Annotated in this window: 21 protein-coding genes; 8 read left to right on the top strand and 13 right to left on the bottom strand. The window is 69.5% G+C overall.

Annotated features, from left to right (window positions below; translation table 11 throughout):
• Nucleotides 1-20 precede the first annotated feature (20 nt).
• From CHC02_RS24140 to CHC02_RS24165, 6 genes are all read right to left on the bottom strand, one after another.
• A complete protein-coding gene (locus CHC02_RS24140) occupies nucleotides 21-845 on the bottom strand; it encodes an ABC transporter permease (RefSeq protein WP_089393942.1) in 825 nt (274 codons plus the stop codon).
• Nucleotides 842-1756 carry an ABC transporter ATP-binding protein gene (locus CHC02_RS24145; protein WP_089393943.1) on the bottom strand — a complete coding sequence of 305 codons (915 nt, stop codon included), beginning with the start codon at nucleotides 1754-1756 and terminating at the stop codon, nucleotides 842-844. Before CHC02_RS24145 ends, CHC02_RS24140 begins: the two co-directional genes overlap by 4 nt.
• Entirely contained in the window at nucleotides 1753-2997 is a 1245-nt protein-coding gene (locus CHC02_RS24150; protein WP_244160985.1) for a nitrous oxide reductase family maturation protein NosD, read from the bottom strand. Before CHC02_RS24150 ends, CHC02_RS24145 begins: the two co-directional genes overlap by 4 nt.
• A gap of 101 nt (nucleotides 2998-3098) precedes the next feature.
• The gene (gene nosZ / locus CHC02_RS24155) at nucleotides 3099-5012 is read right to left on the bottom strand and encodes a TAT-dependent nitrous-oxide reductase (RefSeq protein WP_089393945.1); all 1914 of its coding nucleotides are present in this window, start codon (nucleotides 5010-5012) and stop codon (nucleotides 3099-3101) included.
• Between the two features lie 23 nt (nucleotides 5013-5035).
• Nucleotides 5036-7135, bottom strand: a complete 2100-nt coding sequence (gene nosR, locus CHC02_RS24160) for a transcriptional regulator NosR (RefSeq protein WP_244160986.1) — start codon at nucleotides 7133-7135, stop codon at nucleotides 5036-5038.
• 112 nt (nucleotides 7136-7247) lie between these two features.
• Nucleotides 7248-7559, bottom strand: coding sequence for a c-type cytochrome (locus tag CHC02_RS24165; RefSeq protein ID WP_089393946.1), 312 nt, complete (start codon nucleotides 7557-7559; stop codon nucleotides 7248-7250).
• A 198-nt stretch (nucleotides 7560-7757) separates the two neighbouring features.
• Here CHC02_RS24165 and CHC02_RS24170 point away from each other — a divergent pair, with 198 nt between their 5' ends.
• The 6 genes from CHC02_RS24170 to CHC02_RS24195 all read left to right on the top strand — a co-directional run bounded on the left by CHC02_RS24170 (nucleotide 7758) and on the right by CHC02_RS24195 (nucleotide 13259).
• Complete coding sequence (locus tag CHC02_RS24170) at nucleotides 7758-8552, top strand: CbbQ/NirQ/NorQ/GpvN family protein (RefSeq protein WP_089393947.1); 795 nt, start codon at nucleotides 7758-7760, stop codon at nucleotides 8550-8552.
• A complete protein-coding gene (locus CHC02_RS24175) occupies nucleotides 8536-9129 on the top strand; it encodes a cytochrome c oxidase subunit 3 (protein WP_089393948.1) in 594 nt (197 codons plus the stop codon). Before CHC02_RS24170 ends, CHC02_RS24175 begins: the two co-directional genes overlap by 17 nt.
• Complete coding sequence (locus CHC02_RS24180; protein ID WP_009614890.1) at nucleotides 9126-9374, top strand: cytochrome C oxidase subunit IV family protein; 249 nt, start codon at nucleotides 9126-9128, stop codon at nucleotides 9372-9374. Before CHC02_RS24175 ends, CHC02_RS24180 begins: the two co-directional genes overlap by 4 nt.
• 114 nt (nucleotides 9375-9488) lie before the next feature.
• Nucleotides 9489-9929: a c-type cytochrome gene (locus CHC02_RS24185; protein WP_043314711.1), complete on the top strand. Its 441-nt coding sequence runs from the start codon at nucleotides 9489-9491 to the stop codon at nucleotides 9927-9929.
• Nucleotides 9930-9931: 2 nt separating this feature from the next.
• Complete coding sequence (locus CHC02_RS24190; protein WP_089393949.1) at nucleotides 9932-11353, top strand: cbb3-type cytochrome c oxidase subunit I; 1422 nt, start codon at nucleotides 9932-9934, stop codon at nucleotides 11351-11353.
• 58 nt (nucleotides 11354-11411) lie between these two features.
• Nucleotides 11412-13259 carry a nitric oxide reductase activation protein NorD gene (locus CHC02_RS24195; protein WP_089393950.1) on the top strand — a complete coding sequence of 616 codons (1848 nt, stop codon included), beginning with the start codon at nucleotides 11412-11414 and terminating at the stop codon, nucleotides 13257-13259.
• Nucleotides 13260-13820: 561 nt separating this feature from the next.
• Here CHC02_RS24195 and CHC02_RS24200 read toward each other — a convergent pair.
• The 6 genes from CHC02_RS24200 to nirK all read right to left on the bottom strand — a co-directional run bounded on the left by CHC02_RS24200 (nucleotide 13821) and on the right by nirK (nucleotide 18350).
• A complete protein-coding gene (locus CHC02_RS24200; protein WP_089393951.1) occupies nucleotides 13821-14003 on the bottom strand; it encodes a protein DnrP in 183 nt (60 codons plus the stop codon).
• Nucleotides 14004-14005: 2 nt separating this feature from the next.
• Nucleotides 14006-14689, bottom strand: a complete 684-nt coding sequence (locus tag CHC02_RS24205; RefSeq protein ID WP_089393952.1) for a Crp/Fnr family transcriptional regulator — start codon at nucleotides 14687-14689, stop codon at nucleotides 14006-14008.
• A gap of 101 nt (nucleotides 14690-14790) precedes the next feature.
• Complete coding sequence (ytfE, locus tag CHC02_RS24210; protein ID WP_089393953.1) at nucleotides 14791-15462, bottom strand: iron-sulfur cluster repair protein YtfE; 672 nt, start codon at nucleotides 15460-15462, stop codon at nucleotides 14791-14793.
• 76 nt (nucleotides 15463-15538) lie between these two features.
• Nucleotides 15539-16270, bottom strand: coding sequence for a Crp/Fnr family transcriptional regulator (locus tag CHC02_RS24215; RefSeq protein ID WP_244160984.1), 732 nt, complete (start codon nucleotides 16268-16270; stop codon nucleotides 15539-15541).
• 70 nt (nucleotides 16271-16340) lie between these two features.
• A complete protein-coding gene (locus tag CHC02_RS24220; RefSeq protein WP_089393954.1) occupies nucleotides 16341-17153 on the bottom strand; it encodes an SUMF1/EgtB/PvdO family nonheme iron enzyme in 813 nt (270 codons plus the stop codon).
• A 48-nt stretch (nucleotides 17154-17201) separates the two neighbouring features.
• Nucleotides 17202-18350 carry a copper-containing nitrite reductase gene (nirK, locus tag CHC02_RS24225; RefSeq protein WP_089393955.1) on the bottom strand — a complete coding sequence of 383 codons (1149 nt, stop codon included), beginning with the start codon at nucleotides 18348-18350 and terminating at the stop codon, nucleotides 17202-17204.
• 237 nt (nucleotides 18351-18587) lie between these two features.
• Here nirK and CHC02_RS24230 point away from each other — a divergent pair, with 237 nt between their 5' ends.
• Both CHC02_RS24230 and CHC02_RS24235 read left to right on the top strand, forming a co-directional pair.
• Entirely contained in the window at nucleotides 18588-20777 is a 2190-nt protein-coding gene (locus tag CHC02_RS24230) for a PA5441 family protein (RefSeq protein WP_089393956.1), read from the top strand.
• A 7-nt stretch (nucleotides 20778-20784) separates the two neighbouring features.
• The gene (locus tag CHC02_RS24235; RefSeq protein ID WP_089393957.1) at nucleotides 20785-21507 is read left to right on the top strand and encodes a DUF3142 domain-containing protein; all 723 of its coding nucleotides are present in this window, start codon (nucleotides 20785-20787) and stop codon (nucleotides 21505-21507) included.
• A gap of 305 nt (nucleotides 21508-21812) precedes the next feature.
• Here the strand turns inward: CHC02_RS24235 and trhP are convergent, their stop codons facing one another.
• Nucleotides 21813-23171, bottom strand: a complete 1359-nt coding sequence (gene trhP, locus CHC02_RS24240) for a prephenate-dependent tRNA uridine(34) hydroxylase TrhP (protein ID WP_089393958.1) — start codon at nucleotides 23169-23171, stop codon at nucleotides 21813-21815.
• Between the last annotated feature and the right edge of the window lie 191 nt (nucleotides 23172-23362).

The following is a 23362-nucleotide window of genomic DNA, read 5'->3' on the forward strand; positions in this document are numbered from 1 at the left end:
GGGCTCCTTGGGGTGAGACGTCAGGCCGGGCGACGCTGGAACAGCCGGTAGGCCAGGGCCAGCGCCGCCGGCGTCCAGGCGGCCAGGGCCAGCCAGAGCAGGGCGCCGGGCACCGGCAGGTCGCGGCCCAGGACCAGCACGCCGTCGATCTCCGGGCCGAGCCCGGAGAGGTTGATCAGGCGGTAGATGTCGGTGGGATTGAGCAGCAGCAGCCAGGGCAGCAGCTCCGGGCTGAGGCGGCCCTTGCCCAGCACCAGCAGGGCCAGCAGGGCGAGGTCGAACAGCAGCACGAAGAAGAACCACAGGCCCAGCGCCAGGCCGGCGGCGGTGGACTTCTCGCCGACGCGGCTGCTCAGGGCGTAGGCCATGGCCAGGAAGGCCCAGCCGAGCAGGGTGGACGACAGGATGAAGCGGGCGAAGGCCCACAGCAGCTGGGGCAGCTGGATGTCCTCCACCAGCAGGGCGATGGACAGGGCGGCGGCGGCGAAGCCGAGCAGGGTGGCCAGGGCGAGGATCAGGCCGTGGCCGAGGAACTTGCCCAGCAGCAGCTGGCCACGGCTCAGCGGGTAGGCCAGCAGGAGCAGCAGGGTGCCGCCTTCCTCCTCGCCGACGATGGCGTCGTAGGCCAGCAGCAGGGCGATCAGCGGCATGAGGATGGTGGCCAGGCTCGCGAGGCTGGCCATGGTCGCCGGGATCGAGGTGAAGCCCACCTGCCCGGCGGTGGCGGCGCCGAACCAGGCGATGCCCACGGCGAGCAGGGCGAACAGCAGGCTGATCGCCAGCAGCCAGCGGTTGCGCAGGCCGTCGGCCAGTTCCTTGCGGGCGATGTGCCAGACCGGCTTCATGGCGTTTCTCCGCAGGCGCGCCCGGCGCCCTGCATGTGGTGGAGGTAGAGGTCCTCCAGCGAGGGCGGCAGCACCTCCAGGCCCTGGGGCTGTTCCTCCAGCAGCGCCTGCAGCAGCCGGCGCTGCCGATCCTCGCTGGCCAGCAGTTCGATGCGCCCGCCATCCAGCGCGCGGACGGCGTAGCCGCTGGCGCGCCAATGGGCCAGCCAGCGCTCTTTGCGCGGGCCGGCGATGCGGATGCGCGTCGGCAGCCCGGCCTCGCGGCGCAGCTCGGCCAGGCTGCCGCAGGTCAGCAGGCGGCCGTTGGCCAGGATGGCGGCGCGGTCGATGTGGGATTCGACGCCGGGCAGCACGTGGGAGCAGAGGATGACCCCGGTGCCCTGGTTGCGCAGGCGGTCGAGCAGGCGGTAGAGCTCGACGGTGGCCACCGGGTCGAGGCCCACGCTGGGCTCGTCGAGCAGCAGCAGGCGCGGCCGGCCGAGGATCGCCTGGGCCAGGCCGAGGCGCTGGCGCATGCCCTTGGAGTAGGTCTTCAGGCGCCGGTCGGCGGCCTGGGCCAGGCCCACCTGTTCCAGCAGCGCGTCCACCTCGGCGGGCGCGGCGCCCTTGAGGCGGGCGAAGTGGCGCAGGGTCTCGCGGCCGGTCAGCTGTGGGTAGAAGGTGACGTTCTCCGGGAGGAAGCCGAGCTGGCGGCGCACCGCGGGGGCGTCGGCGGCGTGGCCGAACACCCGCACGCTGCCTTCGTTGGGACGCAGCAGGCCGAGCATCAGCTTGATGCTGGTGGTCTTGCCGGCGCCGTTGTGACCGAGCAGGCCGAGCACTTCGCCGGCGGCCAGGTCCAGGTCGAGCCCGTGCAGGGCGGTGAAGGCGCCGTAGCGCAGGCTGGCGCGTTGGATTTCCAGCAGCTTCATGGGCGCGCCTCCGCTTGTGGTTCGCGCATCAGCGGATGGCTGTCGCGCACCCCCGGCGAGCGCGTCACCGGGAAGGCGCGCTGCACCCAGCGCAGCAGTTCGATGGAGGGGCTGGCGAGCAGCAGGCGTACCTGCGGGTACAGCCACAGCAGGCGGTCGACGTTGTCGTTGGGCTCGTAGAAGACATCGCCCAGGCCGTCGTCGTCGCGGTCCCAGCCCAGGTAGTCGCTCCAGTAGTTGCCGCGGCCATCGACCGACCATTCCTGGGTGCGGTTGGCCACGTAGAGCACCTGCTGGCGGTTGCCGACGAAGGCGTTGCCGGCGATGCGGTTTTCCTCCGAGCCCGCGGTCAGGTGGATGCCCAGGGCGCTGCCGGCCAGGCGGTTGCCCTCGATGCGGTTGTACAGCGAGTTGTAGATGAACAGGGCCTTGCCCTCGGCGCCGGCGATCATGCCTTCGCCGGTCACGCCGCTGCCGCTGCGCACGCCCTCGACGCGGTTGCCTTCGAGGGTCGAGTAGGTGATGTAGTTCATCAGGATGCCGTAGTTCTCGTCGTCCACCGAGCGGTTGCCGATCACGCTGAGCTTGCGGCTCTGCATCAGCGCGTAGCCGGTGCGGGTGCGGCGGGTCAGGTTGCCGATCACCCGGCTGTCGTTGGTGAACATGTAGTGCACGCCGTAGCGCAGGTCCTCCAGGCGGTTGTGCTCGATGGCGCTGCCGTTGGCGGTGTCGATGTAGATGCCGTCGCGGGTGTGGCGCACCCGGTTGCCGCGGACCAGGGCGTTGCGCACCGCGTAGAGGTGGATGCCGTTGCCGCGGTCCTGGGAGCGCAGCTGCACATCGCCCTCGATGCGGTTGTCCAGCACCCGGGCGTCTTCGCTGGCGTCGAGCCAGATGCCGAAACCCGGGCCCTGCAGCCGGTTGCCGCGCAGGACCGCGCCGCGGGCGCGTTTCTCGACGAAGATCGCCGAGTCCATGTCGGTCAGGTTGCGGCCCCAGTTGCGCACCCGGCAGCCTTCGAGGGTGACCTCGGCGCTGCGCACGGTGAGGGTGCTGCCCTGGCCCTGGCCGTCGAAGATGGCGCCGTCCTCGCAGCGCAGGTGCATTGGCCGGTCGATGAGGAAGTGGCCGGCGTAGGTGCCGGCCGCCAGCGTCCACAGCCCTTCGCCGGCCGCGCGCAAGGGCAGCTCGTCGATCGGCTGGAGCGCGGCCAGCGCGGGGCTGGCCAGCGTCAGCAGCAGGGCGAGGCAGGCGCGGGAAGTGGGCACGCGGAAGCATCCTCCGGGGGTGTTCGCAGGTGGCGCTGCCGGGCCCCCGGGCCCGGCAGCGCCCGCGGCCCGTATCAGGCCTTTTCCACCAGCATGCGGCCGACCATTTCCATGTGCAGGGCATGGCAGAACCAGCTGCAGTAGTACCAGTGCACCCCGGGCCGGTCGGCGACGAAGGTGATGGACGAGGTCTGCTGCGGGCTGATCTCCATGCTCACGCCGTGGTTGACCATGACGAAGCCGTGGCTCACGTCCTCGATCTCGTCGAGGTTGGTGATGGTCACCGTGACCTCGTCGCCCTGCTTCACGGTGAACTCGGTGATGCCGTAGGTGGGCGCCATGGAGGTCATGTACACGCGCACCTGCTTGCCGTCGCGGATGACCTTGTTGTCCTTGAGCAGGTCGATGCCGTCCTTCTTCGCCCGGGCCACGGTCGGGGCGAAGAAGGGGTCGTCGCGCGACCAGATCTTGCGCGGCTTGATCTGGTCGCGGCGGGCCATGATGCAGTCGTGGGGCTCGGCGAAGGTGGGGCCGTCGTGGACCAGTTTCATCTCGTCGCCGGAGATGTCGATCAACTGGTCGTTCTCCGGGTGCAGCGGGCCGGTGAGCAGGAAGCGGTCCTTGGAGAACTTGCTCAGCACCACCACCCACTTGCCGTCGGCCTCGCGGGTCTCGCAGAGGGAGGCGTGGTTGTGCCCCGGCTGGTAGTGCACGTCGAGCTTCTGGCGGATGTAGTCGACCTTCTCGCCCTTGTAGGCGCGCACTGCGTCCTCCAGGTTCCACTTCACCAGCTGGCTGTCGATGAACAGCGTGGTGTAGGCGTTGCCGCGGCCGTCGAAGGTGGTGTGCAGCGGGCCCAGGCCCAGTTCCGGTTCGGCGACTACGGCCTCGCGCGGGTCCTTGAGCTTGCCGGCGAAGAGGTCCGGCAGCTTGTCGATGGCGATCATGCTGCAGGTCGGCGACAGCTTGCCGTTGGCGATGAAGTACTTGCCGTCCGGCGAGGTGTTCAGGCCGTGGGGGTTCTTCGGCACCGGGATGTAGCGGGTCACCGCGCTGTCCTTGCCGTCCTTGCGGCGGCCGTCGACCACCGGGACCTTGGAGTCGCCCAGGGTGACGAAGCGCTTGGCCTTGATCTCGGCCTCGATGCGCGGGATATCGAACACCACCACCCAGTCGCGCTCGTTGCGCATCATGCCGGCCAGGTCCACCGCCTTCTCCGAGTTGTAGCAGGTGGAGGCGGCGAAGCGGCCGGTGTAGTCCATGTCGGTGTTGTCCAGGTTGCCGTCGACGATCACCTGCCAGGCCACCTCCATGGTCTCGGCGTCGATGGCGTTGTACATGGTGAAGGCGTTGTCCGCGCCGGGGTCGAAGCTGGAGCCGTCGTTGGGGTGGGGAATGATGAATTCGGCGTTGCAGAACACGTACTTGGTGTGCGGCACCTTCTGCAGGCGCAGGCCGTGGATGGCCTGGACGTTGGGGACGGTGACGATCTTGTCGCACTTCATGATGTCCAGGCGGATGCGCGCGACGCGGCTGTTGGCCTTGTCGTTGATGAACAGGTACTTGCCGTCGTACTTGCCGTCGGTCATCGAGATGTGCGGGTGGTGGCAGTCGCCGTTGTGGAAGCGCGCGCTGTCGCCGAGGATGTGCTTGCTCTCGTTGGTCAGGCCCCAGCCGGTGGCCGAGTCGACGTTGAACACCGGGATGCGCATCAGCTCGCGCATCGAGGGGATGCCCAGCACCCGCACCTCGCCGGAGTGGCCGCCGCTCCAGAAGCCGTAGTACTCGTCCAGCTCGCCGGGGCCGACGTGGGCCTTGGCCTGCGCCGCCTTGACCGTCTCGGCCCAGGCCTCGCGCGGGATCACCGCGCCGCCCAGGGCGCTGGCGCCGACCAGCGCCGCGGCGCCGGTGACCGCCGAGGCGCCGAGGAAGTCACGGCGGCTGAAGCCGCTGGCGTCTTCGGGTTGCGGGTGTTTCTTCTCGTTCATGTCCGATCCTCCCAAGTTGGTATTCAGAGTTGGCGCACGGCGATCCGCTCGCCGTCGTCCGCCGGTGCCTGCCTGTTACGTTTCTTGCGCTTGTTCACCAGCGGCGGGCACTTGTTTTCGTCGTGGTAGGTGAGCTGGCAGTCGAGGCAGTAGTGGCACTCGTTGGCGTTGATCCGGCCGTCCGGGTGGATGGCCTGGATCTCGCATTCGCGGGCGCACAGCTGGCAGGGCTGGCCGCATTCCTTGCGCCGCTTGAGCCAGTCGAACAGGCGCGCCTTGCCGGGGATGGCCAGGGCCGCGCCGAGCGGGCAGAGGTAGCGGCAATAGACCTTGCGGGTGAACAGGTTGACCAGCAGCAGGCCGGCGGCGTAGGCGACGAAGCCCCACTGGCGGGCGAAGCCCAGGGTGATGGCGGTCTTGAACGGCTCCACCTCGGCGGCGCGCTCGGCGGTGGCGAGCGATTCGAGGGAGAGGCCGAACAGCGCCAGCAGGATGATGTACTTGACCGCCCAGAGCCGCTCGTGGACCGCGAAGGGCAGCTCGAACTGCGGCACCCGCAGCTTGCGCGCGGCCTCGTTGAGCAGCTCCTGCAGGGCGCCGAACGGGCACAGCCAGCCGCAGAACACGCCGCGCCCCCAGAGCAGCACGCTGGCGGCGGTGAAGGTCCAGAGGATGAACAGGATGGGGTCGCTGAGGAACAGCTCCCAGCGGAAGCCTTCGAACAGCGCGTGGACGAAGGTGAGCACGTTGACCACCGACAGCTGGCCCAGGCAATACCAGCCGATGAACACCAGGGTGAACGCCAGGTAGCCGCGGCGCACCCAGTGCAGCAGGTGCGGCCGGCGGGTGAGGGCGTCCTGCAGGAAGAGGATGGTGGCGAGCAGCGCCAGGGCGCCGAGCAGCACGCCGATCTGGAAGCTCTTCTGGTACCAGATGCGCAGCCACAGCGGGCGCTTGGCCTCTTCCAGGGCTGCCAGTTCCTCGGCCGTCGGCTGCGGCCGCAGCAGGTAGGCCTCGGGTGTCTGGTAGGGCAGGGCGAAGCTGGTGAACAGGCTGGCCACCGGGCCGGTCTGGCGGCGTACCAGCAGCTCCAGGTTCCACGGCGTGCCGGGGTCGAAGCGGTGCTGGGCGCGGACGATGAAGATGGCCATCTCGGCGAAGGCCGGCATGCCCTCGGCGTAGACGTCGGACAGGCGCTGGTAGTCGAGGTCGCGGAAGCTGAGGATGTCGCCGAACTGGCGCAGCTGCACCCGGTCGAAGATGCCGCCGCGCACGTAGCCCGAGCCCTTGAACGAATACTGGCCGTTGCCCAGCACGGCGATGGCGTATTCGCCGGGCTTCAGCGCGTCCATCAGCTCCTGGTACTGGCGCTCGCCGAGCAGGTTGCGGCCGATGCCCGGCGGGTTGAGCAGGGCGGTGTAGAGGTCGATGAAGTCGTCCGCCCGGTGCGCCGCATCGGCCGCGCCGACGTTGGCGGCCTCGGTGCCCTTGAAGGCGTCGTCGATCTGCCCGCGGTTCAGCTGCAGGCGGCGGATCGCGCCGCTGCCGGTCAGCTCGGTCCAGGTCGCCGGCTGGAAGGCATCCAGGCGCACCTGCGCGGGCTTGGGCCGCACGCTGCCGCCGTCCTCGATCAGCCCCAGGGACACCGCCACGGTGTGGGCGGCGCGCATGACGATCTCGTTGACCACCATGACCGTGACGGTGGCGCCGGCGACGGCATCGATGGTGGTCGTCTGGGCATCGCTGGAGCGCCCCACCACAACGCGCTGGTCGGCCCGCACGCCAGCGTAGCCGGCGGTGAAGGCATGCAGTTTCTCGACGGGGATGCCGATCAGCAGGATCGGCTCGTGGTGTTCGAGCACATAGGCGTCGCGGATCACCGCATGGGGATCGAGGATCACCTGCAGGTTGATCGGCTTGCCGGAATAGGCCGGCATCTGCGTGACGCGGATGCTCTGGAAGGCGTAGCCGAGCAGCTCGTCGCCCTTGAACAGGCGGCGCACGCCGAATTCGCCTTCGGCCTCGCCGATGCGCTCGACGCCGGGGAATACCTGGGTAATGCGCGTGCGCTCCAGGTCGCTGAGTTCGGCGCCCTGGGCGGCCAGGCCGACCAGTAGCAGCAGCCAGCCCAGCAACAGGCGCAGGCCGCCGACGCAGTACCGGACGGTGTCGGGCCCCGTGTTCCAGTGGGCGTCCTGCGCGGCGGCCATCGGATTTGCTCTCCTCAGCAGTGGATCATTTGAGCGTGACTATCCACTCGGCAAGGGTCTTGGCCTCCTCTTCGCTGACCGGGTTGGGCGGCATCGGCATCGCGCCCCAGACGCCCTGGCTGCCCTTGCGGATGCTGTGCATCACGTGGGCCACGCCGTCGGACTGGTCGCCGTACTTCTTCGCCACGTCATGGAAGGCCGGACCCACCAGTTTCTTGTCCAGCGTGTGGCAGGCCACGCAGGCCTTGGCCTTGAACAGGTCCTCGGCGCTGCTGGCGAAGGCTGGCGCCTGTGCCAGCAACCCGGCGGCCAGCAGTGCGGCCATTGCTTTGTTCATGGTTCTCTTTCCTCGCAGGCTTGGCGCCGCAGCGCCGGATCCAGGTGCCGGCGTCCCCCCGGCGATGGCTGCGATTCTAGGAGGGGCCCATGGCGCAAACGCTTGATGGGAATCAAGAACTGCCGGCGCGGCGCTTGAGGCGGATCGTCGCGCTGGCTAGCGTGCCAAGCCGTGGAACCCGATGGAGAACCCCCGCTCATGAACGCACCCGCCCAGGAACTTCCGCTCTTCTACCAGCCCAGCGGCAACGAGGTGACGCTGTTCGGCGAAGCCGCGGCGCAAGGCATGCCGGTGCTGATCAAGGGGCCGACCGGCTGCGGCAAGACGCGCTTCGTCCAGCACATGGCCCAGCGCCTGGGCCGGCCGCTGTACACCGTGGCCTGCCACGACGACCTGTCGGCGGCGGACCTGGTCGGCCGCCACCTGATCGGCAGCGACGGCACCTGGTGGCAGGACGGCCCGCTGACCCGCGCGGTGCGCGAGGGCGGCATCTGCTACCTCGACGAGGTGGTCGAGGCGCGCCAGGACACGGTGGTGGTGCTGCACCCGCTGGCCGACGACCGCCGCGAGCTGTTCATCGAGCGCACCGGCGAATCGCTGGTGGCGCCGCCCGGCTTCATGCTGGTGGTGTCCTACAACCCCGGCTACCAGAACCTGCTCAAGGGCATGAAGCCCAGCACCCGCCAGCGCTTCGTGGCGCTGCGCTTCGATTACCCGGCGGCGGAGGTGGAGGCGGGCATCATCGCCCGCGAGGCCAACGTCGATATGGAGCTGGCCCAGCGCCTGGCGCAGCTGGGCGTGGCCCTGCGCCGCCTGGGGCGGCAGGAGCTGGAGGAAGTCTGCTCGACGCGCCTGCTGGTGCTCACCGCGCGGCTGATCCACGCCGGGCTGGCGCCGCGCGAGGCCTGCCGCGCCGGGCTGGCCGAGCCGCTGTCCGACGACGAGGGCACCGTCGCCGCGCTGATGGACCTGGTCGATGTCCACTTCGCCTGAGGCCCTGGCCGACACCCGGCGCCTGCCGGGCGACCTGGCGATGTGGCTGTTCATCCTCGCCGAGCTGAGCGTCTTCGCCATCCTCATCCTGGTCTTCGCCGTGGCCCAGCGCCTGGATGCCGAGGGCTTCCGCGCCGGCCGCGCGGCGCTGGACCTGTCCCTGGGCCTGGCCCTGACGCTGAGCCTGCTGACCGCCGGCTTCCTCGCCGCCGCCGCGGTGGAGCTGGTGCGCCGTGGCTGCCAGCGCCGCGCCGGCCTGCTGCTGCTGGCGGCGCTGGCGCTGGGCCTGCTGCACGTCTGGCTGAAGGCCGGCGAATACCTGCACCTGGCGCAGCGCGGGCTGGACCTGGAGCACAGCACCTTCTTCACGCTGTTCTGGCTGGTCACCGGATTCCACTTCCTGCACGTCTGGCTGGGCCTGGTGATCCTCGGCTGGATGGCTCTGCGCTGCCTGCGCGGCGCCTATGCCCAGGGCGCCCTCGGCGGGCTGGAGTCCGGGGCGCTGTATTGGCACATGGTGGACCTGGTGTGGGTGATGCTGTTCCCGCTGGTCTACGTGCTGGCGCCGCTGCCATGAGGTCGCTGGCCCTGGCCTGGGCGTTGCTGGTGCCACTGGCGCTGGCCGGCATCTGGCTCGGCAACCACGCAGCCAGCGCGCTGTTGCCGGTGGCGAGCATCCTGCTGCTGGCGCTGGGCAAGGCCTGGCTCATCGTGCTGCGCTTCATGGAGCTGGGCCACGGCCCGGCGCTGTGGCGCCGGCTGCTGCTCGGCTGGCCGCTGGCGCTCGCCGTGCTCCTTCTGGCCGTCCACGCAAGCTACTGATTTCCCTGAAAATAAATACCTGACAGGAAGCATTGGTCTTTCTTGATCGCCATCAAGCGGATCGGCCCGGGGGCCTTCCTAGAATGGCCGCAAATCGAGACCGAGGAGGACCCCATGTCAGACACCTTCACCAAGGGCATGGCGAGGAACATCTACCTGGGGGGAGGCGTTTTCTTCTTCCTGGTGTTTCTCGCCCTGACCTATCACACCGAAACCACCTTCCCCAAACGCACCAACCAGGCCGAGCTGACCGAGTCGGTGGTGCGCGGCAAGCTGGTGTGGGAACAGAACAACTGCGTCGGCTGCCATTCGCTGCTGGGCGAGGGCGCCTACTTCGCGCCGGAGCTGGGCAACGTGATCGGCCGCCGCGGCGGTGACGCCGCCTTCGACAGCTTCCTCGCCGCCTGGATGAAGATGCAGCCGCTGGGCATCCCCGGGCGCCGGCAGATGCCGCAGTTCCACCTCAGCGACCAGGAGGTGGCGGACCTGGCGGCCTTCCTGCGCTGGACCTCGAAGATCGATACCAACAAATGGCCGCCGAACAAGGAGGGTTGAGCATGAACCCGGGCAATCCCCATCTGAAATTCGCTTCGCAAGCGGTGGCCAAGCCGTACTTCGTGTTCGCCCTGATGCTGTTCGTCGGGCAGATCGTCTTCGGCCTGGTCATGGGCATGCAGTACGTGGTCGGCGACTTCCTGTTCCCGGCCATCCCCTTCAACGTCGCCCGCATGGTGCACACCAACCTGCTGATCGTCTGGCTGCTGTTCGGCTTCATGGGCGCGGCCTACTACCTGGTGCCGGAGGAGGCTGACCGCGAGCTGCACAGCCCGAAACTGGCGATCCTGCTGTTCTGGGTGTTCGCCATCGCCGGCGTGCTGACCATCCTCGGCTACCTGCTGGTGCCCTACGCGGGGCTGGCGAAGCTGACCCACAACGAGCTGCTGCCGACCATGGGCCGGGAGTTCCTCGAACAGCCGACCATCACCAAGCTGGGCATAGTCGTGGTCGCCCTGGGCTTCCTCTACAACATCGGCATGACCTTGCTGAAAGGCCGCAAGACGGTGGTCAGCGTGGTGATGATGACCGGCCTGGTGGGCCTTGCGGTGTTCTTCCTGTTCTCCTTCTACAATCCGGAGAACCTGGCCCGCGACAAGTACTACTGGTGGTGGGTGGTGCACCTGTGGGTGGAAGGCGTGTGGGAGCTGATCATGGGCTCGATGCTGGCCTTCGTGCTGATCAAGGTCACCGGCGTCGACCGCGAGGTGGTGGAGAAGTGGCTCTATGTGATCATCGCCATGGCCCTGATCACCGGCATCATCGGCACCGGCCACCACTACTTCTGGATCGGCGCGCCGGGCGTGTGGCTGTGGCTCGGCTCGATCTTCTCGGCCCTTGAACCGCTGCCGTTCTTCGCCATGGTGCTGTTCGCCTTCAACATGGTGCGCCGCCGTCGCCGCGAGCACCCGAACAAGGCCGCCTCGCTCTGGGCCCTGGGCACCACGGTGACCGCGTTCCTCGGCGCCGGCGTGTGGGGCTTCCTGCACACCCTGGCCCCGGTGAACTACTACACCCACGGCACCCAGCTGACCGCCGCCCACGGCCACCTGGCGTTCTACGGCGCCTACGTGATGATCGTGATCACCCTGATCAGCTACGCCATGCCGCGCCTGCGCGGGATAGGCGAAGCCGCCGACGCCCGGGCGCAGAGCCTGGAGATCTGGGCCTTCTGGCTGATGACCATCTCCATGCTGCTGATCACCCTGCTGCTGACCGCCGCCGGCGTGGTGCAAGTGTGGCTGCAGCGGATGCCGGCCGACGGCGCGGCCATGCCGTTCATGGCCACGGTGGACCAGCTGAAGGTGTTCTTCTGGCTGCGCCTGTACGCCGGCTTCGGCTTCTTCATCGGGCTGATCTGCTACCTGCTGAGCTTCCGCCAGCGCGGCCGGCTGACGGTCGGCGTCGCGCAGCAGGCCGGTTGAGTTCCCTCCCCCGGGGCCCGTCTGCCTGGCAGCGGGCCCTTTTTTTCGCGAGGCCGCGATGACCATTCACCTGGAACTGGAGGAAGGCTTCGGCCGCGCCTGGCACCGCTTCATCACCCGCCGCGCGAGCCCGACGTTCGAGGACGCGGCGGTGAGCCTGGACGAGGTCCGCCGCAGCCTGCTGCTGCTGTTCCGCGGCACCGGCGGCGAGGCCGGCGTCGGCGTGGAGGCGGCCAGCCCGCGCGAACTGCTGGTGCGCCGCAGCCTGTTGCAACAGGTGGCCGGCACCTGCCAGCAGCTGCCGGTGGCCTGGTTCGACGCCGACTCCCTGCGCCTGCCGCCCAGCCTGGCGGTCTACCCGGATGCGCAACTGAACCGCGAACTCTACCGCTGGCTGGCGCTGCTCGCGGCGCACAGCCAGCCGCTGCGGCACTGGGCCGGCGACAACCAGGCCTGGACCCTCGCCGTGCTGCAGCGCTACCCGCTGCTGCGCCCGCGCTACCAGCGGCTGGTGGAGGCGCTGTTGCCGCTGCGCCCGGACCCGGCCCAGCTGCCGCCGGCCGAGGCGGTGCTGGAGCGCGCGCTGCGCCAGGCCCTGCGCGAGCCGGGCAGCGTCCTCCGCCTGCCGCGCAGCGAACGCGCACCCTGGCCGTTGCCGTTGTGGCTGTATCCGCCGCAGCAACTGGCGGCGCCGCAGCGCACCGAGCTGGTCGACGGCGACGAGCAGGGCAGGCCGACGGGCGACGCCCGCAACGGCATCGCCCGCAAGCGTGGCGAGCGCACCAAACAGGACCCGGGGCGCGGCGGCCTGCTGCTGTTCCGCCTGGAGAACCTGTTCAGCTGGTCCGAGCACGTCGAACTGGACCGCGCCGGCGACGACAGCGAGGACCTGGACGCCGCGCGGGTGGCCGAGGACCTCGACCACCTGAGCCTGTCCCGGCAACGCCAGCGCAAGGGCGGCGGCCTGCGCCTGGACCTCGACCTGCCGGCGGCCGAGTACGACGACCTGCCGCTGAGCGAGGGCATCCGCCTGCCGGAATGGGACTACCGGCGCCAGTGCCTGCTGCCCGACCACGTCTGCCTGCAACCGATGCTGCCGCGCGACGCCACGCCGGCGCCCTTGCCGGACGCGCTCGTGCCCATCGCCCGGCGCCTGCGCCGGCAGTTCGAAGGCCTGCGCCAGCAGCCGCAGTGGCTGCGCCGCCAGCCCCAGGGCAGCGAGCCGGACCTGCAGGCCTGGCTGGATTTCAGCGTCGAGCGGCGCCTGGGCGCCTGCGCCGAGACCGGCCTGTTCCTCGAGCGCCGGCAGACCCGCCGCGACCTGGCCTGCCTGCTGCTGGCCGACCTGTCGATGTCCACCGACGCGCACCTGGACGATCGCCACCGCGTCATCGACCTGATCGGCGACAGCCTGCTGCTGTTCGGCGAGGCGCTGCAGGCGGTGGGCGACCGTTTCGCGCTGTACGGCTTTTCCTCGCTGCGCCGGCACCACGTGCGCCTGACCCAGCTGAAGAGCTTCGAGGAACGCCATGGCGACGCCGTGCGCGGGCGCATCCGCGCGCTGCGGCCGGGCTACTACACGCGCATGGGCGCGGCCATCCGCCGGGCCACGCAACTGCTGCTCGAACGCGGCGAGCGCCAGCGCCTGCTGCTGATCCTCACCGACGGCAAGCCCAACGACCTGGATTGCTACGAGGGCCGCTACGGCATCGAGGACACCCGCCAGGCGGTGCTGGAAGCCCGCCGCGCCGGGGTGCTGCCGTTCTGCCTGACCATCGACCGCGAGGCGGCGGACTACCTGCCGCACCTGTTCGGCCACCAGGGCTACCTGATGCTGCGCGACCCGGCCCAGCTGCCGCTGCGCCTGCCGCAGCTCTACCGCCAACTGACCCGCCGCCGCGAGTGAAACCGTACACCATTGTAGGAGCGGGCCCTGCCCGCGAATCGCGCGCAGGGCGCGCTCCTACAGGGGAACGACATGGCGAGTGAGGCGGTGGACAGCCCGTTGTAGGAGTGAGGGGGACACCTAGTTCTTGCTCGCAAACCAACCCCCGCAGCGAGACCCGTTCGCGACCGGATGTTCCGGCCGCTCAGGACAGCCCCCTCTCCCGCTTGCGGGAGAGGGTTGGGGAGAGGGCGCTCTTGAGCCCAACGCTTGCGCCACCGGCAAGCCCCGTTCGCGAGCAAGCTCGCTCCTACGAAAAGCACCTCGTAGCCGGGCGTATCAGGATGGCTCCGGATGTTCCGGCCACTCGGGACAGCCCCCTCTCCCGCTTGCGGGAGAGGGTTGGGGAGAGGGCGCTCTTGAGCCCAACGCTTGCGCCACCGGCAAGCCCCGTTCGCGAGCAAGCTCGCTCCTACGAGAAGCATTCGGCTGTCTATTGGGTTCCCGCGAACGCGGGAACCCAGAAAACAGCGTAGGAGCGGATTCATCCGCGATCCGGCCGGCAGGCCGGCTTCGGGACGCCTAACGCGGCAACCAGACCGCCATCGCCACGCAGAACACCGCGAGGACGACGCAGAACAGCTTGAACCGGCGCAGCCGCTTCTGCCTAGCCTGGGCCTGTGCGACCGGCAGCGGCATGCCGCAGTGCGGGCAGTCGGCCTGGTCGTCGGCGCTGGACTGCTGGCAGTACAGGCACTGGCGCATGCCTACTCGAACTGCTCCAGGCGCAGCGGGGCCAGGACCTGGACGGTGCGGCCCTGCAGGTCGATGATGCGCTCGTCGATCAGCCGGCGCAGCACGCGGGAGAAGGTTTCCGGCTGGATCGACAGGTGCCCGGCCACCAGTTGCTTGGCCATCGGCAGCTCGAAGCGCAGGTCGGCGTCGCCGTGGCGGTTGAGCAGCGTCAGCAGGTAGCGCACCACCCGGTGGGTGGAGTTCTTCAGCGACAGCGTCTCGATTTCGTTGATCCGCCGGTGCAGGCGGATGCACAGGGTGCCGAGCAGGGCGAAGGGCAGCTGCGGGTTGCTGTGCAGCAGCTCCAGGTAGGTGCGGTTGGCGAAGCGGTAGACCTGCGTCGGCTCCAGCGCCTGGGCCGAGGCGACGTAGTCCGGGGTGTCCATGAACATCATGGCCTCGGCGAAGGTCTGCCGGCCGACCACCACTTCCAGGACCTTCTCCTGGCCCTCCGGGGTCAGGCGGAAGATCTTCACCGCGCCGGATATCACGAAGAAGAAGGCGTGGGCCGGCTCGCCCTGGTGGAACAGCTTGTCGCCCTTGTCGAGGTTGAGCAGTTGGCAGGTGGCGAGCAACTGTTCCAGCTGCGCCTCGTCGAGGGCATCGAACAGGTGGTGCCCGCGCAGGATCTGCTGGTGGACGCGCTGGGACTGCATGGCGGAGCTTTCCTGAACCGTGGGTATCCGGTCAGTATGCTCGCCATGCCCGGCTTGGGGGGTGAGGCATGCTGTCACGCCGGGCTCCGGCCGATGAATGGTCATTGCGGCCGGTTGGCGCCGACGAACAGCAGGTTGTTTTCCAGGTGGATGTGCTGCATCAGGTCGCGGCGCAGCTCCTCCAGCCCGGCGTAGAGCGCGCGCCAGCTGGTGCAGGCGTTGGCCGGGGCGGTCAGGTCGTCGGTCAGCTCGGCCAGCGCGGCCAGGCTCTGGGCGTGTTCGTCGTGCTCGTGGCGCATCACCCCGATCGGCCCCTGCACGTGCAGCAGCGGCACGCCCTGGCTCAGCCAGGGGAACAGGATGTTCTCTTCCTTGCACATGTGCGACTCGAGCTCTTCCTGCATCTGTTCCAGCAGCGCCACCAGGCCGTGGGGGCAGTGCGGGTGCGCGGCGTGGGTGCGCTCCACGCGCCGGGCCAGCGGCAGCAGCGCGGGGAACTGCTGGCGATGGCGCTGGTGGTAGCGTTCGAGGATGTGTTCGATCAGCTCGGTGTTGCTCGCCTGGCGCCAGTCGCGTTCTTCGCTGGCCGGGCGCAGGGCGCGCAGTTCGCTGGCGATGCGTTCGGCGTCCAGGCCCAGTTCGCTGGCGGCCTCGCGCAGGCTGCGCTGGCCGGCACAGCAGAAGTCCAGCTTGTAGTCGCGCAGCAGGCTGGTGCTGCCGGGCAGGCTGCAGGCCAGGTCGCTGAGGGTGCGTTCGGTCAGGTTGTCGTGCATGGCGGCGGCCTCGGGAGTCGGTGTGGGGGCTGGCGCCAGTCTAGGAAGGGCGCGGCCCCGGGCTCCTTGATTGCGGTCAAGCGTCGCAGTGCGCGGGTTCCCGCTCGTCGTCGCCCTCGGCGATGTGCAGCAGCTGCTGCGGGTTGCGCACCAGCAGCTTCTGCCGGCCGCCGCGCACCAGGCCGCGCCCTTCCCAGGCGCTGAGGATGCGCGAGACGGTGTGCAGGGTGGTGCCGGTCATCTCGGCGATGTCCTGGCGGCTGACGGGGAAGTCGATGCGCACGCCCTCGGATTCCGCGCGGCCGCTGTTGCGCACCAGGCGCAGCACGGCGTGGGCGACGCGGCGCTCGACCTCCTCGGTGGCCAGCTCGCAGAAGCGCACGTGGGCTTCCTGCAGGCGCACGCCGATGGCCTGCACGGTGTTCAGGGCGAAGCCGGGGTGGCGCGCCAGCAGCGGCTCCCATAGCGCGGTCGGCCAGGCCAGCGCCAGGCTTTCCTGGGTGGCGCTGGCGGTGGCGGGGTAGTCCTCGCGGCCCAGGGCGCGGACGAAGCCGAACAGGTCGCCGGGGTTGACCAGGCGCACCAGCACGCGCTGGCCGTCGCAAGTCACCTGGGTGGCCTTGAGGCGGCCGTGGACCAGCAGGTAGAAGGCCTCGGCCGGCTCGCCCTGCTCGAACACCGTGGCGCCGCAGTGCAGCGGCAGCACGCTGGCCGGGCGAAGGATGTCGTCCTGTTCCTCGCGGGTGCAGTTGGCGAACGGCGGCAGGTTCGCCAGCCAGGCGCGGTTGATCGGTGGCTTGTCGCTCACGGTCAGGATTCCCTGGGGCCCGCCGCAGCATACCTGCATCGCGCTGTGGCGAAACTTGAGTGGGATCAAGTCAAGGCAGCTCTCTGACCAGGCGGAAGCCCAGGTTGTCCGGCGGCTGCCCGGCGCTGCAGCCGCCGCCGCGGGCGTCGCGGACGAATTCGTTGATGGCGGCGCGGTGGCGGCCCTCGGCGATGCGGATCGAGCAGGCTTCGACGCGGGTCTTTTCCGTGCCGCCGGCATCCAGGTTGACCCGCGTGTGGCAGCTCTGCGTCCATTCCCAGACGTTGCCCGCAAGGTCCGCCACCCCCAGTTCGTTGAGGCCGTGGCTGCCGCGCGGCTGCGCCCGGGCCGGGCCTTCGCTGGCCGCCGCGGCCTCGAAGCGGTAGCGCGCCAGCCAGCGGCGCGCCGGGTTGCGGCCGTCGTCGTCGATGCGCAGGGCGTCGTCGGCCCAGCGCGAGCCGGCGAAGAACGCCCATTCGGCGTCGCTGGGCAGGCGCCAGCGCTGGCCGGTGCGCTTCGACAGCCAGTCGGCATAGCGCTGCGCATCCAGCAGGCTGGCGCCGGTGAGCGGCAGGTCTTCGCCGGGGGCGGCGGCCTGGCCCTCCAGCGCCAGGCAGTCGCCGGCGTCCACGCAGCGGGCGTATTCGACCTGGCTGACCTGGTATTTCATCACCGCGAAGCGTGGCGCCAGGCGTTCGCTACGCAGCGGCGCATCCACCGGGCGGGCGTCGCGCCAGTAGTCGCCGGCGGGGCGGAAGCGGTATTCCCGTGGCGTCAGGCTGACGGTCTCCGGCGCCAGGCCCGGGTCGGTGCGCGGCAGCCATGCGCCCAGGGCGATGGCCACCAGCAGCAGCGGAAGGGCGATGGTCAGCGCCTTGCGCATGGGTGTTCCCTCGTGGCGGGGCCGGCCCTCGCGGGCCGGCCGGTGGCGTCACTTGATGGGGGAGGGCGGTTCGACCTGGCTCATCAGGTCGGAATCCCACTGCCCCTCGACCTGGAAGTGCGCGGTGGCGCCCAGGGCCACGCCTTCGATCAGGTTGTGGTTGAGGTAGGCGTACAGGCCCGGCTGGCGGAAGGTGTACAACGCCGCGCCAGCGGCGCCGCCGGGGATGAACCAGGTCTCCAGGCCTTCCTCCGGCGGGTTGCCGAACTTGCCGGTGGCCCAGACGTGGTCGCCGTGGCCGCCGATCAGGTGCGGGCGGGTGTCGCGGTTGGCCTGGGAATGGACGATCAGCACGGTCTCGCCGACCTTGGCGGTCAGCGCGTTCTTGCCGGTCAGGGCGCCGACCCGGCCGTTGAACACCACGTGGCTGGGGATCAGCCCCTTCATGGTCTCCATGGTGTCGTTGAAGCTCTCGGCGGGCGTGGCGTAGCGCTTGAACTTGCCGTCCTTGTCGCGCGGCACGTAGAAGTCCTGCTCGCCGATGTAGAACACCTTGTCGTACTTCAGCGGGCGGCCGTCGCGGTCCTTCAGGCCGTCGCGCGGCAGCACCATGATCGCGCCGTTCATGCCCGAGACCACGTGCCAGGGGATCATCATCCCGCCGGGCGCGCAGTGGTAGACGAACACGCCGGGGCGGGTGGCCTTGAAGCGCAGCTTGACCTGCTCGCCGGGGTTGACGATGGTCAGCGAGCCGCCGCCCAGGGCGCCGGTGGCGGCGTGGAAGTCGATGTTGTGGGCCATGCTGTTGCTGGCCGGGTTGACCAGGGTGAGCTCGACGTAGTCGTCCTGGTGCACCACCATCAGCGGCCCGGGCACCGAGCCGTCGAAGGTCATGGCGTGGATGTGGGTTTCGTCGTCGTCGATGATCAGGTCCTTCTCCTGGATGACCATGCGGAACTCCACCACCCGCGGCTTGGCGCTGGTGCGCTGTTCGTGGGCATGGACGAAGGGCGGAGCGAGCAGCTCGACCTTGCTCCTGGCCAGCTTCGACAGGTCCGGCGCCGGCCCGGTCTGCAGCGGCGCCGACTCCTTGGCGAAGGCCAGACCGCTGCCGAGGACCGAACCGGCGACGCCGAGCGCGACGGCTCCGGCGAGCAGGCTACGGCGCGAGAAAGGCATTTTTTCCAGGTCAGCCATGGGTACTTCTCCTAATGGACGAGATTGCGTTGTCCACAGGGAACCCCTTCGGGCGAAAACCTTCTTTGCGCCGCAGCAAATAGCGGCGCAGCTGGACAATCTGCCGCAGCGCGCTGTCAGGTTTTTCCTTCAAAGCCTGTGGGAATGCGGCAAGTGCCGGTGCGCCGAGGTAAGATTCCAGCCCAAAGAGCGAACCTCCCGCGCCAAGGCGCGGGCTCCAACGGACAAGGACCTTGCATGCGCCCGCGTGGACTCCCCCTCCTGGCTCTCACCTTCGGCGTGCTTGCCGCGCAGCAGGCCTACGCCAGCAGCGACGATTCCTGCTATCCGAGCTGGAACCTCAAGCGCGACACACTGGACGTGTGCAACAGCCTGCCGTTCCTGAGCCCCGGCAACGACAGCCGGGTCAACCTGCAACTGCTGCTGGCCGATACCGGCCGCGCCAGCCTGCCGGTCAAGGCGCTGTCCGATGACGAGCAGCAGCTGGGCTACGGCCTGGTGCCCTTCCCGCTGACGCGCCTGTTCGACGAGCCCCTGGCCCCGGAGGCCGCGACGGCCGCCGAGGCCAAGCCGGCGGCGCCCCTGGCGGAGCTGGCGGTGCGCATCGGCCTGCCGGCGGACGCGGTGCCGGCCGAGGGCGAGCGCTTCGCCAGCGGCGAGGGCAGCCGCTGCCGCAGCAACAACCCGGCCACCGCCCAGGACTTCCTCGCCCAGCTGCTCGCCGCCGACCTGCCGCCGGCCGAGCGGCAGAGCCTGGCGCGGGCGCGCCTGGCCCTGCTGCAGGGCTGCCAGTGGGACGAGGCGCAGCTCGCCGGCCTGCTCCCCGGCGACGTGGACTCCCCCGGCGGGCGCGAGTTCGCCGGCTACCTGCAGGGCATCGCCGCCTTCTACAGCGGCCACTTCCCGGCCGCGCGCAAGAACTTCCAGGCCCTGCGCGACAGCCGCCTGCCCTGGCTGCGCGAGACGGCGCGCTACATGCTCGGCCGCAGCCAGCTCAACCAGGCGCAGCAGAACGCCTTCGACGACATGGGCTACCCCGACCTGCGCAAGGTCGACCAGGCTGCGCTGAAGGTCGCCGAGAGCGACTTCAAGGCCTACCTGCAGGCTTATCCACAGGGCCGCTATGCCACTTCGGCCAAGGGCCTGATGCGCCGCGTGTACTGGCTGATGAACGACCCCGGGCGCCTGGCCGCGGAATACGCCTGGCTGTTCGCCCAGCCCGAAGCGGCCCAGGGCAACGCCGACCAGGCCCAGCTGATCGCCGAGGTGGACAACAAGCTGCTGGTCAGCGCGCACCCGGCGGAGGTCAAGAACCCGCGCCTGCTGGCGGTGCTCGACCTGATGCAGATGCGTCACCACGAGGCCGGCGAGGGCCGCGCCCTTGACCTGCCCGGGCTGCAGGCGCAGAAACCGCTGTTCGCCGACCTGCCGGGGCTGCACGACTACCTGCTGGCGGCCTGGCAGCTGTACGTCGAGGAACAGCCGGGCAAGGCCGCCGAACAACTGCCCAAGGCCCTGCCGCAGAAGCTCGACTACCTCGCCTTCAGCCAGCAGACCCTGCGCGGCTTCGCCCTGGAGGCCGGCAACGACTGGCTGGGCGCGGAGAAGCTGTGGCTGCAGCTGTTGCCGCTGGCCCACCAGCCGCTGCAGCGCGAGCAGCTGGAACTGGCGCTGGCCTTCAACTACGAGCGCAGCGACCGCCTGGTGAAGGTCTATGCCGAGAACTCGCCGGTGCGCACCCCGGCCATCCGCGAGCTGCTGCTGCGCCACATCGCCGGCCCCGAGCTGCTGCGCCAGCAGGTGAAGTCCGAGACGGCGCCGGCCGAGGAACGCGACACCGCGCTCTTCACCCTGCTGTACAAGGACCTGCTGCACGGCCGCTACGCCAACTTCGTCAACGACCTCGCGCTGCTGCCGGCCGAACCCTCGACCAAGCCGCTGAGCGCGAGCCTGGGCTTCGTCTATGGCGGCGGGCAGCCGCTGAGCCTGTTCCAGTGGCCAGGCGGCAAGGGCAGCTCCGGCTACGACTGCCCGGCGCTGCGCGACCTTGCCCTGGCCCTGCAGCAGGCGCCGCAGCCGCCGCAGGCGCTGAACTGCTTCGGCGAGTTCATCCTGCGCAACAACCTCGACAGCTTCCCGCTGGACAACCAGCCCGGCGTGCGCGAACTGGGCGGCAGCCCGTCGCTGTTCGAGGGCGAGCCCTACTCGCGCCTGGACGGCTACCTGAAGGTGATCGCCGACGCGCAGGCCGGCAGCGACGACAAGGCCTACGCGCTGTACCGCGCCATCAACTGCTACGCCCCCAGCGGCTACAACGGCTGCGGCAGGCAGGACATCGCCCCGGCGCAGCGCAAGCGCTGGTTCCGCACGTTGAAGACGCAGTACGCCGACACGCCCTGGTCGAAATCGCTGAAGTACTACTGGTAGCGCCGCCATGGGCCTGGCCGCGAAGAGCCTGGCGCTGGGCCTGCTGGCGCTGTGGGGCGCCACGGCCCGCGCCGGGGTGGTCGACGCCGCCGACTACGACGCCTTCTGGCTGTGGGGCGGGGTGCAGGCCCAGCCGGTGCTGCGCCAGGCGCGCACCCTCTACGTGCTGCAGGGCCAGGTCAGCGCCCCGCGCGGCGCCCCCGGGCAGCCGGCGCGCCTGCACGCCCAGGGCATCGCCATGCCGCGCCTGCGCACGGGCCAGGTCTGGCTGGTCTACCGCGCCCACAGCCTGCGCTGGAGCGAGGACAGCTACGCGACCCTGCTGGCCCAGCTGCGCCGCTGGCAGCGCGCCGGCAACCCGCTGCTGGGCGTGCAGATCGACTTCGACGCACGCACCCGCTACCTCGACGAATACGTGGCCTTCCTGCGCGACTTCCGCCAGCGCCTGCCCATCGAGTACCGCCTGAGCATCACCGGCCTGCTGGACTGGAGCAGCAACGCGGAGCCGGCGACCATCAACCAGCTCAGGGACGTGGTGGACGAGGTGGTGGTGCAGACCTACCAGGGCCGCCGGACCATCCCCGACTACGAGCGCTACCTGCCCAGGGTGGCGCGCCTGCAGCTGCCGTTCCGCATTGGCCTGGCGCAGTACGGGCAGTGGCAGGCGCCGGCCTACCTGGAGCGCAGCCCGTGGTTCCGCGGGTATGTGGTGTTTTTGCAGAATCCGTGAGTTGGTGGGGTGGGGTTTGGTTGTAGGAGCGAGCTTGCTCGCGAACGGGGTTTGCCGGTTGCAACGGAGCCTTGGATTGACTCCGTTCCCTCTCCCCAGCCCTCTCCCTGAAGGGAGAGGGGGCTAGTCCGTGCCGAGAGAGGGTGTGGTTTCACCTGAAACCTGCGGAGTTGCCGGCTGACTCAGGAATACCCACGCACGCCGAACGATCCCCTCTCCCTTCAGGGAGAGGGTTAGGGAGAGGGTGCTCTTCAGATCAAGCGCCGAGATTACCGGCGAAGTCCCGTTCGCGAGCAAGCTCGCTCCTACGAAGAGCCTCCGCAACCACAACTCCCCCCACACCCCGCCTTCGCCGGCCGTTCCACCAGATCCCGCATCAGCAACCCATAATCCAACCCCACCTCCTCCGGCACCGGCAGATACACGACGTGCCCGTCACCCGGCGCGACCTCGATGGCTTCACCACGAACATTCTCCAGACGTTCCAGCCGCAGCGTACGGTTCCCGCCCGGAGTCATGAGTTCGAGGCTGTCGCCCACCGCGAAGCGGTTCTTCACCCGCACCTCGGCCAGGCCGTTGCGCCGCTGGCCGCTGAACTCGCCGACGAACTGCTGGCGCTCGGCGCGGGAGCTGCCGTGCTGGTAGTTCTGGTACTCGTCGTGGACGTGGCGGCGCAGGAAGCCCTCGGTGTAGCCGCGGTGGGCCAGGGACTCCAGCTCGTCCATCAGGCCGCGGTCGAAAGGCCGGCCGGCCACGGCGTCGTCGATGGCCTGGCGGTAGGCCTGGGCGGTGCGCGCCACGTAGTAGTGGGACTTGGTGCGGCCCTCGATCTTCAGCGAGTGCACGCCCATCTCGGCCAGGCGCTGCACGTGCTGGATGGCGCGCAGGTCCTTGGAGTTCATGATGTAGGTGCCGTGTTCGTCCTCGTGGGCCTCCATCAATTCGCCGGGGCGGTTGCCTTCCTCCAGCAGGAAGACCGCGTCGGTGGGCGCGCCTTCGCCGAGGGTCGGCTCGCGCACCAGCTGGCCCAGTTCGTCCTCCCGGGCCGGGTGCGCCTGGTACTGCCAGCGGCAGGCGTTGGTGCAGGTGCCCTGGTTGGGATCGCGGCGGTTGATGTAGCCCGACAGCAGGCAGCGCCCGGAGTAGGCCATGCACAGGGCGCCGTGGACGAACACCTCCAGCTCCATGTCCGGGACCTTCTCGCGGATCTCGCCGATCTCCTCCAGCGACAGCTCGCGGGAGAGGATCACCCGGCTCAGCCCCTGGTCGCGCCAGAAGGCCACGCTGGCCCAGTTGACGGCGTTGGCCTGCACCGAGAGGTGGATGTTGGCTGTGGGGAAATGCTGGCGAACCAGCATGATCATGCCGGGATCGGACATGATCAGCGCATCCGGCCCCAGGGCCAGCACCGGCTCCAGGTCGGCCAGGAAGGTCTTCAGCTTGGCGTTGTGCGGGGCGATGTTCACCACCAGGTAGAAGCGCTTGCCCAGGACATGGGCCTCGGCGATGCCGATGGCCAGGTTGGCCAGGTCGAATTCGTTGTTGCGCACCCGCAGGCTGTAGCGCGGTTGCCCGGCGTAGACGGCATCGGCGCCATAGGCGAAGGCGTGGCGCATGGCTTTCAGGGAGCCGGCGGGGCAGAGCAGTTCGGGAGCTTGGAGCATGGCGTGGGGACGGTTGTGGATAAAACGCCGCACTCTAGCCGGGCCGGGGGCCCACCGCCCTGAGCCGGGTCAATGCCGCGGCGCCCCTTTCCAACCCGTAGGGCAATGAAATGGACTCCTCCCTCCTACGGCATCTAGGTGCCAGACTGATGTGTTGGCAACAGTCCCGGAGGGGGAGTCACGATGAACAT

The sequence above is a fragment of the Pseudomonas delhiensis genome (genome assembly GCF_900187975.1).
Lineage (GTDB): Bacteria > Pseudomonadota > Gammaproteobacteria > Pseudomonadales > Pseudomonadaceae > Pseudomonas > Pseudomonas delhiensis.

What these genes read in the sequence shown, in the direction of transcription:
- CHC02_RS24195 (WP_089393950.1), top strand. Translation starts at nt 11,412, where the DNA reads ATGACCATTCACCTGGAACTGGAGGAAGGCTTCGGCCGCGCCTGGCAC.
- CHC02_RS24170 (WP_089393947.1), top strand. Translation starts at nt 7,758, where the DNA reads ATGAACGCACCCGCCCAGGAACTTCCGCTCTTCTACCAGCCCAGCGGC.
- CHC02_RS24235 (WP_089393957.1), top strand. Translation starts at nt 20,785, where the DNA reads ATGGGCCTGGCCGCGAAGAGCCTGGCGCTGGGCCTGCTGGCGCTGTGG.
- nosZ (WP_089393945.1), bottom strand. Translation starts at nt 5,012, where the DNA reads ATGAACGAGAAGAAACACCCGCAACCCGAAGACGCCAGCGGCTTCAGC.
- CHC02_RS24200 (WP_089393951.1), bottom strand. Translation starts at nt 14,003, where the DNA reads ATGCGCCAGTGCCTGTACTGCCAGCAGTCCAGCGCCGACGACCAGGCC.
- CHC02_RS24230 (WP_089393956.1), top strand. Translation starts at nt 18,588, where the DNA reads ATGCGCCCGCGTGGACTCCCCCTCCTGGCTCTCACCTTCGGCGTGCTT.
- CHC02_RS24145 (WP_089393943.1), bottom strand. Translation starts at nt 1,756, where the DNA reads ATGAAGCTGCTGGAAATCCAACGCGCCAGCCTGCGCTACGGCGCCTTC.
- CHC02_RS24180 (WP_009614890.1), top strand. Translation starts at nt 9,126, where the DNA reads ATGAGGTCGCTGGCCCTGGCCTGGGCGTTGCTGGTGCCACTGGCGCTG.
- ytfE (WP_089393953.1), bottom strand. Translation starts at nt 15,462, where the DNA reads ATGCACGACAACCTGACCGAACGCACCCTCAGCGACCTGGCCTGCAGC.
- CHC02_RS24165 (WP_089393946.1), bottom strand. Translation starts at nt 7,559, where the DNA reads ATGAACAAAGCAATGGCCGCACTGCTGGCCGCCGGGTTGCTGGCACAG.
- CHC02_RS24220 (WP_089393954.1), bottom strand. Translation starts at nt 17,153, where the DNA reads ATGCGCAAGGCGCTGACCATCGCCCTTCCGCTGCTGCTGGTGGCCATC.
- CHC02_RS24175 (WP_089393948.1), top strand. Translation starts at nt 8,536, where the DNA reads ATGTCCACTTCGCCTGAGGCCCTGGCCGACACCCGGCGCCTGCCGGGC.
- CHC02_RS24205 (WP_089393952.1), bottom strand. Translation starts at nt 14,689, where the DNA reads ATGCAGTCCCAGCGCGTCCACCAGCAGATCCTGCGCGGGCACCACCTG.
- trhP (WP_089393958.1), bottom strand. Translation starts at nt 23,171, where the DNA reads ATGCTCCAAGCTCCCGAACTGCTCTGCCCCGCCGGCTCCCTGAAAGCC.
- CHC02_RS24185 (WP_043314711.1), top strand. Translation starts at nt 9,489, where the DNA reads ATGTCAGACACCTTCACCAAGGGCATGGCGAGGAACATCTACCTGGGG.
- CHC02_RS24190 (WP_089393949.1), top strand. Translation starts at nt 9,932, where the DNA reads ATGAACCCGGGCAATCCCCATCTGAAATTCGCTTCGCAAGCGGTGGCC.
- nirK (WP_089393955.1), bottom strand. Translation starts at nt 18,350, where the DNA reads ATGGCTGACCTGGAAAAAATGCCTTTCTCGCGCCGTAGCCTGCTCGCC.
- CHC02_RS24140 (WP_089393942.1), bottom strand. Translation starts at nt 845, where the DNA reads ATGAAGCCGGTCTGGCACATCGCCCGCAAGGAACTGGCCGACGGCCTG.